A 13,560-nucleotide genomic window follows, 5' to 3' on the forward strand; every position below is an offset into this window, starting at 1 on the left:
ACTCCACACAAATAAATGGTAGGAATCCTATTCTGCCCAGCGATATCTTCACTCAGGCGAGAAGCGGGTGCTTCTGCTTTTATTTCTCAACTTTCATAGTATACTGCTTTTTCCTCTTATTGTCAACAGTTTTCATGATTGTTTCAAAAAAAAGCCGGAGCATACGCTCCGACTTTCGTGTTTCTTATTCTGCTTTCAACGCAGCCATCGTGATGTAGTTGTATGGTTGATTGAAGTGAGGCAAGAAGAAGATATCTAATAGCTTCATCTTGTCGATCGTTACGCCTTCTTCGATCGCTAGTGAGAACATGTGGATGCCCATTGCGATTTCAGATGTTCGTGATGCCATTTGTGCACCAACGATGCGGCGTGATTCTTCTTCATAGACGATGCGGATTTTAACCGTCGCATTTTCTTTCATGAAGCCTGGTTTTTGGGTATCTTCGTAATCAGAGTATTTCACTTTCATGCCATTACGTTCGGCAGCTTCGACTGACAAGCCAGTTGAAACCATGTTGTAGCCGAAGATCGAAATCCCGTTTGATCCTTGAACACCTGTTGATTCTAAAGAAGTTCCGCCGATATTATGGGCAGCGACGATCCCTGAACGTACGGCATTCGTTGCTAATGCGATATAAGTGGTTTGTTGCAAAGCATTTGAGTACACCGTTGCACAGTCACCGACTGCGTAAACATCTGCATCGCTTGTCCGTTGATGGCGGTCCACTAAGTACGCGCCGTTAGCAAACAATTCCAAATGATCTTTGCCCAGCTCATTGTTTGGTAAGAAACCGATCGCATTGATCACTAGATCAACTGGGTATTCGCCGTTGTCTGTTACAACTGCTTCTACTTTCTCTGTTCCTTTGTATTCACGTGCTAATTCACCGAAATGCAATTCAATGCCATTGTCAGCTAAGTTTTTGTCCATATCTTCTGTGAACCATTTGTCGTAGTAGTTTGGCAATGCCCGTGTCGCTGCATCAAAAAGCAACACATTTTTACCACGGCGTTTTGCTGCTTCAGCAATTTCAACACCGATGTAACCAGCACCGATAACGGCAACGTTTTTCACGTCTTCTGAGGCTAACTCTTTATCAACCGTTTGTCCATCTTGGAATTTTTTCAAGAAATGGATGTTTTTCAAATCACGTCCAGGTACTTTTGGTGAAATTGGCACAGAACCAGTTGCGATGACAACTTTATCATAAGATTCAACGATCGTTTCACCGTCATTGGTTACAGCGTGCACTTCTTTTTTCTCAAAATCGATATGGTCAACCACTGTTTCCATATGAATTTTTGCACCTTTTGCTTCAAAATCTTCACGTTTTGTATAGAACAAGCCTTCATATGAATCGATTTGACGTCCAACCCATAAAGCAGTCCCACAACCTAGGTAGCTTAAGTTTGTATTACGGTCGATCATTACGACCTCTTGGTCTTTGTAGTTATCTAATAGTGTATTGGCAGCAGCAATCCCCGCGTGGTTTGCACCGATAATAACTGTTTTTGTCATGGAAAATTTCCTCCTTTTGTTTACATTGTCATTATAGCTCGCTTGTGAATTTGAAAACTATCAACTTTTTCGCGATTTTAAAAATTTGTGACAGTTTTTCGTTGATATACGTCACTTTCAGCGGGTTAAGTTTCTATATCAAAATTATTTTTGTCTTGCAAGTAAAAAGATTGTGAAAAAATATGTATTCAAAATCAAAGGTTTTCCTTGTTATAAAAGCATTCTGCAAACCGATTGAATAAATTTCACAATGCCCCACCGCTTTTTCGTAACTATCGCGGCATCGATTCGCCGTGTTATACTGAGAGAAAAACATACAGGATGGGATCTTGATGAAGAAAAAAATCGTATTGCCACTACCGCCCTTATTGTCGGCATTAGAGCCACAGGATTTTTATTTAGAAGAAGAACTGCTTTTCGAAGGGGGGATGTTCGAAGGCGATGATTATAGCTATGATACTTGCAAAAACCTTATCTTGAAGCAATGTCATTTCAAGAAAGTGACGATGCAAAAAACACGCTTGAGTCAATGGGAATGTCAAAATGTTCTCTTTGAGAACTGCGATTTTTCTAATCTGGAATGTTTTGGTGCCAGCTTTCATCGCGTTCACTTTAAACAGTGTAAATTGACTGGTACGAATTTTGCGGAAAGCTATTTCCGTGACTGTACCTTTGAAGATTGCGTGGCAAACTTTGCTTCTTTTAGCAATACCAATTTACGGACGATGCTGTTTCGTCAGTGCCAACTAAACGACAGTGAGTTTTATGAGATGGATTGGAAACACTTGACGCTACAAGAAAACCAGTTGAACAATAGCAACTGGTTTCACACAAAATTAGCAACTTTAGATTTTCGGACCAATCAATTTCAAAAGATCGCGTTGTCCTTTGAACACTTGCGAGGACTAACAGTCGATCAAGAACAAGCCTTGGTCATCGCCGCCGGTCTAGGTTTGGTGATCGACTAACGAATTCTGCGCCATAAAGCAATCAACATCCAGACGGATAACACTAAACTGATCAATAAGGCAATACCCCAACCGAAAATACTATTGGTAAAAGGCAGCGGAACATTCATGCCAAAGAAACTGGTGACGATGGAAGGCACAGTCAATAAGAGGGACCAAACGGTCAAAAACTTCATGGTATCATTCAAGTTATTGTTTAATAGATTATTGTAGGTACCAGACAATTGTTCCAAAATTTGGAATGCCAGTTGGGTCATTTCCACTGCCTGTTTGGCTTCGATCAGGGCATCATCCAGCTGTTCCCGCTCATCATCATCCATCAAACGATAAATGGACAATGCTTTGATTTGCTCCAAGAGAACCGCATTTTGTTTCGTGGCAGACACTAAAAAAACCAGTCCAACTTCCAAATCAGACATTTGCAGTAAGTTTTTATTGGTTGTTTTTTCCCGTAGTCGCTGATTCAAGCGAATCCGCTCACTATTGACTTCTTCGACTAACGGAAAAAACGTGCCAGAAATCAAGAACAAGCTTTGAAACAAAAAATGAATGGGTGTTTGCAGCGGATTTTGCAGGATCAAGCGCTCCATCATTGGAATCACATAACGGGTATTGTGGGATGCAAAAGTAAAGAGTTGCTTCCTTTTTAAAATAAACGTCATCGGGCTGGTCTCAAAATGATTTTCACGCTTTTCTTGCTGAGGTACATTGAAAACCAGCAGCAATGCTTCCTCTTCGGCATCATATTCGACCCGCGCGCGTTCGTTTTTATCTAAAGAGTACGTAAGCATCTCGTCAGACAAATGATATTGTTTTTGCAGTGCCATCACGCTTTTTGCGTCTTGTTGGTCGACTTGAATCCATTCATAGTTTCCGTCATAAAAGACATGTTTGTTTTCCACAATCCATCCTCCACTCTTGCTTTCTTCTATTATAAAAGAAAACAGCCAGAAGCCCAATCAAAGGACTTTCCTGGCTGTATCGGCTATTACTTATTTACGGGCGTCTTTCAAGGCCTCTTCCACCATCGTTAAAACGGCCTGTGCCGCTTGCGGGTCTTCGACAAAATTGAATTGATCGCCATCGATCTGGATCTTTGGACTCTCATTGTACTCTTCGTACCATTGATCGTAGCGTTTGTTCAACTCTTTGTAGTAGTCGTATAACGAAGGATCAAAGGTCAACTGCTCATATTCCCGCCCACGTTTTTCAATACGCTCGAGCATCGTTTCAAAAGAAACGCGAATATGCACCAAAAGATCTGGATGCTTTTTGTGAGCTGCATACGGCAGCTCTTCTAACATATTGGCTAACAATTCATCATAGACTTTGACCTCGGTATCGGTCGCTCGCCCAAGGTCCGCATTTAAATGGAACAACAGTGAATCCTCATAAATGGAACGGTCCAGGACGTTATTGTCGTCTTTCATGGCTTGCTTGATACTTTCAAATCGTTTATTTAAGAAATAGATTTGCAGTAAAAACGCATATTTATTTGGATCTGCATAAAATAATGGTAACACTTCATTGTCATCGATCGATTCATAAAAGGCTTGACTGCCAAAATGATTGGCGATCAATGCGGTCAAACTTGATTTACCGGCACCAATCGTTCCTGCTAATACGATCACGCTCATATCCCCCAACTCACTCATCACTAAATATTGTATGTTGCATTTGCGATATCAACTATACAACACTATATCTTGTGCCGTCAACTGAAACTTTTGAAGCACAGATCAAGAATTTTTTCAATAAAAGTTTAAAGATTTTTGCTTTTTTTTGAAATCTCATACGGAATGCTTAACGAAAGAGCCTTCTTCTAGTAAAATAGGAAAGGATCTTTAATTAAATTGTGTTTTTGTCAGGAGATAGTTACAATTGACTGACAAACGATAAATGAATCATGTGGGGTAAGCTCCCTAGAGAAATGAGGAAAATAATGTCAATTGGTACTGGCATAGCTACAGGAAAAATCATCTTAATGGGTGAACATTCAGTTGTTTACGGTGAACCAGCAATTGCTTTCCCTTTTGCGGGAGCAAAAGTACAAGTCGAGATCACAGCAAATGAAACAAACACCTTGATTTCAAGTTACTATCACGGTCTGCTTGAAGAAGTCCCCAGCCACTTAAAAAATGTCAAAGACTTGCTGCATCGTCTGCAACAAGACTTCCACACGGGTCCTTTTGCAACCTCCATCGTCAGCACTATACCTTCTGAACGGGGAATGGGTTCTAGCGCGGCGGTCGCTGTTGCACTGACTCGCGCTTTTTTTGATTGGATCAAAAAAGACTTTACAAAAGAAGAATTGATGACCTATGTCAACTTTTCTGAAAAAATCGCTCATGGCAATCCTAGCGGGATCGATGCTGCGGCAGCCAGTGGGACAGATGCCATTTACTTTATCAAAGGGCATCCCATCACTTCGTTTCCCCTCACGATCGACGGTTATTTGCTCGTCGCTGATACTGGAATCAAAGGGCAAACGAGAGAAGCAGTCAAAAGTGTCGCCCATCTTTTTGAAACCAGCAAGCAGCTGGCTAGTCAAGCAATCCAGCGTATAGGGATCGAAACCAAAAAAGCTAAAGAGGCCATCATAGCCAATCAATTAGAAGTATTAGGTGAAAGCATGAACAACGCCCATCAGGCCCTGCAGCAGCTAGGGGTCAGCAATCAGCAACTGGATCAGTTGGTTTCCTTAGCGTTGGCACACGGTGCTTACGGGGCAAAGCTGACCGGCGGGGGCCGGGGCGGCTGTATGATCGCACTAACCAAAACGAAGGAACAGGCTGAGAATATCAGCCGTATTTTATTGTCCGATGGCGCTCGTGCGGCATGGATACAAGGATTAGGAGTTTATGAACATGTATAAGGGAAAGGCTCGTGCCTACACGAATATCGCATTGATCAAGTATTGGGGAAAACAAGACGAAACCTTCATTTTACCGATGAACAATAGTTTGTCCCTGACCCTCGATGCTTTTTACACAGAAACAACGGTGGCTTTTTCACCCGATTTTACGCAAGATCGCTTTACATTGGATGGCGTGGTGCAAACAGACGCTGCCACAAAAAAAGTTGCGGACTTTTTGGATCTGGTACGAAAAAAAGCGGACTGCCCGTGGTATGCCACGGTGGAAAGTCAAAATTTTGTTCCAACCGCTGCCGGACTTGCCTCTTCTGCCAGTGGATTAGCGGCATTGGCGGGTGCCTGTAGTGAAGCACTGGACTTAAACTTGTCGGAGCAAGAGTTATCCCGTTTGGCCCGTCGCGGTTCTGGTTCGGCTTGTCGGAGTATCTACGGCGGCTTTGCTGAATGGCATCAAGGCACCGATGAGACTTCTTTTGCCATGCAAGTGCCGTCGAATGGCTGGGAAGAAGAATTGAGTATGATCTTTATTTTGATCAACGCACAAGCCAAAGAAGTCTCCAGTCGTGAGGGGATGCGCCGAACCGTTGAAACCTCGAGCTTTTATCCAGGCTGGCTTTCTGCCACTGCCACCGATCTCGTGAAAATGAAACAAGCGATTGCCGAAAAAGACTTTACTGCTTTAGGGGAAACGACCGAGGCCAACGCCTTGAAAATGCATGGAACGACCTTAGCCGCCGAACCACCTTTTACTTATTGGTCTTCTGAATCTTTACGAGCTATGGAATGTGTCCGAATGCTGCGAAAAAAAGGATTGGCTTGCTATTTCACGATGGATGCTGGTCCCAATGTCAAAGTTTTATGCCAAAAACAAGAAGAACAAACGATTTTACGTGAATTAAGTGCTCACTTTGCCTCAGAACAATTAGTAACTGCTCATGCGGGCAAAGGATTAGCCTTTTTACCGGTGGAAGAATCTTCTGCCATCAACTAAGAAGCCATTAAGAAGCCATCGATTAGGAGTGTCGAAATGATTGAACTATCTGTTCCCGGAAAACTATTTATTGCTGGTGAATACGCGGTTGTCGAACCTGGTCATCCTGCAATCATCGTTGCCGTTGACCAATTTATTACGGTCAATGTGGAAGAGGCCCGTAAAAACGGCAGCATCCAGTCTGCCCAATACAGCGACCTGCCGATTCGCTGGACGCGTCGCAAAGGCGAATTAGTCTTAGACCATCGGGATAATCCTTTCCACTATATTTTGGCAGCCATTCGTCTGACGGAAAAATATGCCCAAGAAAAAGGCATTCCCCTTTCCTTTTACGATTTAAAAGTGACCAGTGAACTGGATAACTCGAACGGCCGCAAATATGGCCTCGGTTCCAGCGGCGCCGTGACTGTTGCCACGGTCAAAGCATTGAATCTGTACTATCAAATGGAAATGGATCGGTTGACCCAATTCAAAATTGCGGCTCTTGCCCATCTCGCTGTTCAAGGCAATGGGTCTTGCGGTGATATTGCAGCCTCTTGTTATGGCGGCTGGATCGCTTTTTCAACCTTCGATCACGACTGGGTCTTAGCCAAACAAAAGGACCATACCTTAACAGAATTGATCGCTTTCGATTGGCCAGGATTATCGATCCGTCCCTTGACGGTTCCGAAATCGCTTCGACTATTGATTGGTTGGACAGGCTCTCCTGCCTCTACTTCTGATTTAGTGGATCAAGTCTATCAATCCAAAGAAGAAAAAGAAAACGCCTATGCCGCCTTTTTAGCAGCCAGCAAAGACTGCGTCAATCGATTGATCGACGGCTTCTTAAATGAAGACAGTCGCACGATCAAAAAAATGATCACAGAAAATCGAAAGCTCCTGCGGGAGTTGTCCGCACTGACTGGTGTGCCGATTGAAACTCCAGCACTTAAAAAGCTTTGTGATCTAGCAGAAAATTATTGTGGTGCAGCCAAATCTTCCGGTGCCGGCGGCGGCGATTGCGGTATCGTGATCGTTGACCAAAAAACCGGTATTTTACCATTGATGAGTGCGTGGGAAAAAGCCGAGATCACCCCATTGCCGCTGCATGTTTACCATTACCGGGAGGACCTATCATGAATCGAAAAGATGAACATGTTTCCTTAGCAAAAGCGTTCCATAAAGAACACAGCAACGATTTTGATGCAGTTCGCTTGGTCCACCAGTCCTTTCCGCAAATTGACGTGGCTGATGTGGCAATTACGACGACTGTCTTTGACCGCTCATTTTCCAGCCCTTTTTTCATCAATGCCATGACAGGCGGCAGTGAAAAAACCTTAAAAATCAATCAAGAGTTAGCAGAGATCGCGCAAGCCTGTGATTTGATGATGGCAACCGGCTCCGTTTCGGCTGCCTTAAAAGACCCAAGTGTCGCCGATTCTTTCCGTATCGTCCGTAAAGCCAATCCTGACGGCTTCTTATTAGCCAATATTGGCGCGGGCAGTCCCGTTGAAAATGCACAGCGGGCAGTGGAGCTCTTTGATGCCGATGCCTTGCAGATCCATCTTAATGCACCGCAAGAATTAGTGATGCCCGAAGGCGATCGTCAATTTAGCCAATGGCTGTCCTTATTGGAAAAAACGATGGCTTCTGTTGCCGTTCCGGTTGTCGTCAAAGAGGTCGGCTTTGGGATGTCCCGTGAAACGATCCAGCAGTTACTGGCGATCGGCGTACAAACGATTGATGTTGCTGGTAGCGGCGGCACAAGTTTTACTCAAATCGAAAATGCTCGTCGAAAAAAACGTGAATTGGCGTATCTTGATACCTTCGGCCAATCCACCGTGATTTCCTTGCTGGAAGCAAATGAGATCCAACAGCCCTTTACCCGCATCGCTTCAGGCGGCGTTCGGGATGCTTACGATATCTTCAAAGCACTTTGCCTTGGTGCGGATAGCGTAGGACTATCCGCCACGATCCTCGTGCTGCTTTTGTCAAAAGGCAAAGAAGAAACCATCGCCACCTTACAATCATGGAAGGAACAGCTGCAGATGCTCTACACAATGGCAGGACAGACAAGCACTAAAGACCTCACCAAGGTTCAGCTGATTTTTTCTGGCGCTGTCAAAGAGTGGTGTGAAGCACGTCAAATTCCCTTAGCAAAGTATAGTTTGCGTTGAGAGATCCAATCGCTGACTACCACATCAAATAAGTAAAAGCAGTACAATTCGTTTTTTATTGTGCTGCTTTTTTTGTGTTCTTTTTTCTATAATAGTAAGTTTCCATTTATCATTTGGATAGTAGCGTTATTTAATCGCTACTTGATAATCACTTTCATTATCAGGTACGTTGTTTTTTTACCATCTTGTTTTCGAATGTGCTATGCTCAAGTCGAGGGAGGAATAATCGATTGTTTCTTGAGAAAAGGATCGGTTTTTTCATTCCTAGACTACATTCAAAAGGAGGCGTTTCTTATGAGTAAATCCGAATCGTCGGCTGTTTTTTCAACGATTGCTTGTTTGCTATTGATGGCAACTGGCTTTCTTATGGCATCTTTTTCCATTCCTTATAGCTTTGTCCCTTATCTGTTAGCGATTCTTGCCGGGGGTTGGAAACAAACCTGGGAAGGCACGCAAGAATTGGTGCACGACAAACGGTTGAACGTCGATCTACTGATGGCGTTAGCCGCCATTGGTGCCTGTATCATTGGGCATTGGTTTGAAGGGGCGATGCTGACCTTTATCTTTTGTTTGAGCGGTGCCCTTGAGGAATATACGACCAACAAAAGTACGCGAGAAATTAGTTCATTAATGGCACTGCAACCAACGACTGCCTTAAAAATGATTGAATCTGGGGAGCTCGTCGAAGTACCAGTCGAAGCCCTTCAGTTAAAAGATACGATTATGGTGGCAAAAGGCAGTGCGATCCCGATCGACGGTATCGTGATCCAAGGAACCAGCAGTGTTGATGAGGCGGCCATCAGTGGCGAATCCATTCCTGTCGAGAAACGTTTAGGCAGTGAAGTCTTTGGGGGAACCATCAACCTTGGGCAGCCATTGTACATTGAAGTTACTCAAACGAGTGAAAACACCCGCTTTGCAAAAATCATTCAATTGGTGGAAGAAGCGCAGCAAATGCCAAGTCAAACGGCGACCCTGATCGAAAAAATCGAACGGATCTATGTGCCGATCGTCCTGATCGCCGTCCCACTAATGATCGTTTTGTGTACGTTTTTCACGAATTGGGGGTTCCAAGAAAGTTTTTATCGTGGCATGGTCTTACTAGTAGTGGCATCCCCTTGTGCCTTAGTCGCCTCTGCTACTCCTGCGACGTTAGCAGCCATTTCTCACGCTGCTCGTTTGGGCGTTTTATGCAAAGGCGGACAAGCCTTGGATGCCTTTGCCGATGTCAAAGCGATCGCTTTTGACAAAACAGGGACGCTGACTCGAGGCAAACCTGCTGTCACTGATGTTCATCTGTTGCTGGATGAACCGTTTATTCCCCAACTGATTGTTGGGATGGAAAAACAATCAAATCACCCATTGGCTGAAGCGATCTTGGCGTATTTCCACGATGAAAGACCATTGGAATTAGCAGTGGAAGAACAAGCGGGGGTCGGTCTAGCCACCACTTACCAAGCTGCCCATTGGACGATTGGAAAAGAAGTCGATCTAACCTCTGTTGCTGTCAGTGAACAAACCCGCATCCAAGAATTGAAAGCAGCCGGAAAAACCTTGATTTATATCAATCGAGACCGTGTATTAGCAGGGTATTTAGCACTATTGGATCAGCCCCGTCCTGAAGCTCGTGAGAGTCTCGCCTACTTCAATAAGCAAGGAATTCACACGACGATGCTGACGGGTGATCATTTAGGTACTGCCAAAGTGATCGCCGCAGAAATCGGCTTGTCTGACTACGAAAGTGATTGCCTGCCTGATGAGAAAACCACTCGTATCAAAGAAATGAAAGAAACCTACCAAATCAATGCGATGGTCGGTGATGGGATCAATGATGCTCCAGCCTTAGCGACCGCAAGTGTAGGGATCGCGATGGGCGAAGGAACAGATGTCGCAATGGATGTGGCGGACATCGTCTTGATGAAAAATGATTTGCTGCGTTTGGTCGACAGTCACCGTTTGGCTAAGAAATTACAGCGGATCATCAAACAAAACATCGTCTTTTCTATCAGTGTCATCTTGTTGCTGATCGCTTCAAACTTCCTTGAATTTCTCACGCTACCTCTAGGGGTCGTGGGTCATGAAGGAAGCACGATCTTAGTTATCTTAAACGGGTTGCGTATGCTTTTGCCATTACACAAAGAAACACCCCAGCAAGCCAAACCAACCCGCAAAGATTGCGATGATTGTGTCTTGTATCAACAGTCTTTGCACACGTGACCACTATTTACACTAGCAAAAACGCCCATTGTTGGCACTTCACTCGAAGTCCATCAACGGGCGTTTTGCTGTTTTTTCTACTTATGCTTGATTGGCAAGTTGTTCCGTGTAGAGTTTGCCATCGTACATCTTAAAGAATGGATAATAGCAGAGAATGGAAACCCCTAAGTTGATCAAAGCGATCAGGATGGCTCGGAAATCACCGCCGGTTCCTAAAAACGCCCCTATGCCCACCGGTGAAATCCAGGGAATTCCCGTAATGACTTTATCGACAAAGCCAAACGAGCTAGCAAAGTAAGCAATCGTCACGTTGATCAAAGGTGTTACGATAAAGGGGATGATCAAATACGGATTGTAGACGATCGGTGCCCCGAAGATTACTGGTTCATTGATGTTAAAAAGCCCCGGTAAGATCGCTGCTTTTCCTAAGACTTTGAGCTGTTGTGATTTTGCCACAAACAGCATCAATAAAACCAATCCAAGTGTACTTCCTGCTCCGCCCATAAAAATATACATGTTCACAAAATCCCCAGCAAAAATATTATTGGCACCATCGATATTTTCAGTTAGAGCCACCAATAGGATGGGATTGATGAAACTATTTTTAATAACTGCCGTCCCATGAACCCCCACTGCCCATAAGAGATGGATAAGGAGCATAATCACGATGATTCCTAACCAAGAACCCGTCAACTCCTTCACGAATTCAAATGGTTTGGATAGCAATCCGTGAAGATCCGTGTGGAAAACCGCCAGTACTCCATTGATCGCCACCATCAAAAAGGCAATCAAAATCGCTGGGATCAATGACGCAAATGCTTTGCTGACTCCATCAGGAACCCCTTCAGGCATCTGGATGGTGATCTTTCTTTTTACACAAAAACGATAGACTGACGTAGCAAGTACTGCAGTGATAATCCCGATGAAGATCCCTACTCCACTGAAGCGAGTGATCCAACCGCCTAAAGCGATCCCATTATAAACAATGGCGGTTTCGCTCTCTGACTGCAGCAATTGTGCCGCACCATCTGTGATATCGACTTGGACGATCGTCATTAAAAAGGCAAACAAACTTAATAACGCCCCTACAAAACTGCTCATAGTCAAATGCTCTTCTTTATGATAGATCTCAGTTAAATAATACCCTGTTGCTAAACAATAAAAAACAGCAATCGAGCCAACAGACATGGTAGTTACGACACTATAAAGCGGTGAAAATCGTAAAATCGTTTGTTCGAAAAAGCCAGCCAGTGGTGGAATGATTTGTGGTAAATTATTGATGATTAAAAAAATCGATCCGACGATCGTAAAAGGGACCGTAATGATCCCTGCTTGCATGATTGCGCGAATAAAGCGTAAATTCGCCAACTTATTCAAAGGCGGCATCAAACGCGTTTCTAAAAAGGTAAAAACACTTGTCATCGTTACTCCTCCAACGAAGGGATCGCCCCTTCTTCAATCAGCTTTTGGTACCAATAAAAGCTGTCTTTTCTCACTCGTTTTTGTTCTTTTTCCTCTGCGTCATTGCGATCCACGTAAATAAAGCCATACCGTTTTCGAATCCCTTCATGCACACTGATCAAATCAATGGCAGACCAAGGGCTGTATCCCATCAGTTCCACCCCAGCATTGATCGCTGCTAAGCATTGACTGATATGCTGCGATAAATAGTCGATGCGGTACGGATCATGAACCGCGCCATCTGCTTCTAGATGGTCTTCGGCCCCTAAGCCGTTTTCAGTAATGATGATCGGCAAGTGGTAACGATCATAAAGTGTTTGCAACGTCGTTTTCAGTCCCAAGGGATCGATGGTCCAATTGAAGGCATTTTTCTTCAAGAACGTATTGGTGAACCCTTTGTAAAAACCACGCTCCATAATGTCTTCACTTTGCTGATCACTGATGCCGTTTTTCATGTCCCCAGCTTCCGTCGGCTGCTCCACTGTCACCGTGGTGTAGAAGTTCATTGCGACAAAGTCAGGCAGAGCCCGTTTCATCAACACCTCATCTTCCGGACCAAAGTCAATCGTGAGGCCGTTTTGGTTCAAATAATCTTGAAAGACCGTATTGTAACGACCGAAGCAGGCGAAATCAAGGTACGCCCAGTTCCGGACACTGTTGAAATACAGCGCCGCTTGGTTGTCTTCTGGTCGACTAGTCGCCGCATAGACCAACGAAATATTCGGCACCGGTCCGATTTTGCCATTCGGTACGATTTCATGACACGCTTCGAAAGCATATTTTTCAGCGATCATCAGGTGATGAAATTGCTGGTATTTTTCTGATAATGGAATCTTTTTCCCTAATATTTTTTGATCCACCAACAGCATGATATTTGGTTCATTGATCGTCAGCCAGTGCGTCACTCGATCCCCATAGGCTGTAAACAGCGTTTTGGCGTATGCGGCAAATGCCTCAACGGTGCTGCGTTTTGTCCAGCCGCCTTCGTCTTCCAATGCTTGCGGCAAGTCAAAATGGTTCAACGTTACAAAGGGCTGAATGCCGTGTTTCAGCAATTCATCAATGACATCGCTGTAATGATCCAATCCTTTTTGATTAATAGTACCGCGCCCTTCTGGAAAAATTCGCGACCAAGCGATCGAAAAACGGAAAATTTTGATCCCCATTTCTGCTAACAAGGCGATATCCTCTTTGTACTGGTGGTAATGGTCGACAGCCACAGTAAAATCCGCGATCTTGTGGTTGTCTCTTGGACGAGTATCTTGGACACTCAGTCCCTTGCCATCGGTTTGATACGCTCCTTCGGTTTGGTGAGCGGAAATCGATGCTCCCCATAAAAAATCAGTTGGAAATGTTTGTTTCATATCGTACTC

The 13,560-nt window shown here is 44.2% G+C and carries 11 protein-coding genes and 1 other annotated feature (1 of these 12 running past the window's edge); of the genes, 6 read left to right on the forward strand and 5 right to left on the reverse strand.

What is annotated here, in order from left to right:
* Window positions 1-85 (reverse strand) — a sequence feature (ribosomal protein L20 leader region); it reaches 39 nt to the left of the window's first position.
* Window positions 86-184: 99 nt separating this feature from the next.
* Window positions 185-1,519, reverse strand: a complete 1,335-nt coding sequence (nox, locus tag IGI86_RS14635) for a H2O-forming NADH oxidase (RefSeq protein WP_061053308.1) — start codon at window positions 1,517-1,519, stop codon at window positions 185-187.
* Window positions 1,520-1,851: 332 nt separating this feature from the next.
* On the opposite strand from nox, the gene IGI86_RS14640 reads away from it, so the two are divergent.
* Window positions 1,852-2,487: a pentapeptide repeat-containing protein gene (locus IGI86_RS14640; protein ID WP_430617496.1), complete on the forward strand. Its 636-nt coding sequence runs from the start codon at window positions 1,852-1,854 to the stop codon at window positions 2,485-2,487.
* Here IGI86_RS14640 and IGI86_RS14645 read toward each other — a convergent pair.
* A complete protein-coding gene (locus tag IGI86_RS14645) occupies window positions 2,484-3,389 on the reverse strand; it encodes a magnesium transporter CorA family protein (RefSeq protein WP_008379505.1) in 906 nt (301 codons plus the stop codon). The genes IGI86_RS14640 and IGI86_RS14645 overlap by 4 nt on opposite strands.
* A gap of 90 nt (window positions 3,390-3,479) precedes the next feature.
* Window positions 3,480-4,124: a deoxynucleoside kinase gene (locus tag IGI86_RS14650; RefSeq protein ID WP_008379503.1), complete on the reverse strand. Its 645-nt coding sequence runs from the start codon at window positions 4,122-4,124 to the stop codon at window positions 3,480-3,482.
* A gap of 305 nt (window positions 4,125-4,429) precedes the next feature.
* Between IGI86_RS14650 and mvk the strand changes: the two genes are divergently transcribed.
* From mvk to IGI86_RS14675, 5 genes are all read left to right on the forward strand, one after another.
* Window positions 4,430-5,362 (forward strand): mevalonate kinase, encoded by a 933-nt coding sequence (mvk, locus tag IGI86_RS14655; RefSeq protein ID WP_430617497.1) that lies wholly within the window; start codon window positions 4,430-4,432, stop codon window positions 5,360-5,362.
* Window positions 5,355-6,353 carry a diphosphomevalonate decarboxylase gene (mvaD, locus tag IGI86_RS14660; protein WP_430617498.1) on the forward strand — a complete coding sequence of 333 codons (999 nt, stop codon included), beginning with the start codon at window positions 5,355-5,357 and terminating at the stop codon, window positions 6,351-6,353. The genes mvk and mvaD overlap by 8 nt, the downstream gene beginning before the upstream one ends.
* A 36-nt stretch (window positions 6,354-6,389) precedes the next feature.
* Window positions 6,390-7,472 (forward strand): phosphomevalonate kinase, encoded by a 1,083-nt coding sequence (locus IGI86_RS14665; protein WP_005233792.1) that lies wholly within the window; start codon window positions 6,390-6,392, stop codon window positions 7,470-7,472.
* Window positions 7,469-8,509 carry a type 2 isopentenyl-diphosphate Delta-isomerase gene (gene fni, locus IGI86_RS14670; RefSeq protein ID WP_430617499.1) on the forward strand — a complete coding sequence of 347 codons (1,041 nt, stop codon included), beginning with the start codon at window positions 7,469-7,471 and terminating at the stop codon, window positions 8,507-8,509. The genes IGI86_RS14665 and fni overlap by 4 nt, the downstream gene beginning before the upstream one ends.
* Window positions 8,510-8,803: 294 nt before the next feature.
* Window positions 8,804-10,726 carry a heavy metal translocating P-type ATPase gene (locus IGI86_RS14675; protein ID WP_430617500.1) on the forward strand — a complete coding sequence of 641 codons (1,923 nt, stop codon included), beginning with the start codon at window positions 8,804-8,806 and terminating at the stop codon, window positions 10,724-10,726.
* 81 nt (window positions 10,727-10,807) lie between these two features.
* Here IGI86_RS14675 and celB read toward each other — a convergent pair whose 3' ends face one another.
* Together celB and IGI86_RS14685 are read right to left on the reverse strand one after the other, a co-directional pair.
* A complete protein-coding gene (gene celB / locus IGI86_RS14680; protein WP_016621892.1) occupies window positions 10,808-12,148 on the reverse strand; it encodes a PTS cellobiose transporter subunit IIC in 1,341 nt (446 codons plus the stop codon).
* Window positions 12,149-12,150: 2 nt separating this feature from the next.
* Entirely contained in the window at window positions 12,151-13,551 is a 1,401-nt protein-coding gene (locus IGI86_RS14685) for a glycoside hydrolase family 1 protein (protein ID WP_430617501.1), read from the reverse strand.
* Window positions 13,552-13,560 lie beyond the last annotated feature (9 nt).

This window comes from Enterococcus sp. AZ188 (genome assembly GCF_050544075.1).
Lineage (GTDB): Bacteria > Bacillota > Bacilli > Lactobacillales > Enterococcaceae > Enterococcus_D > Enterococcus_D entomosocium.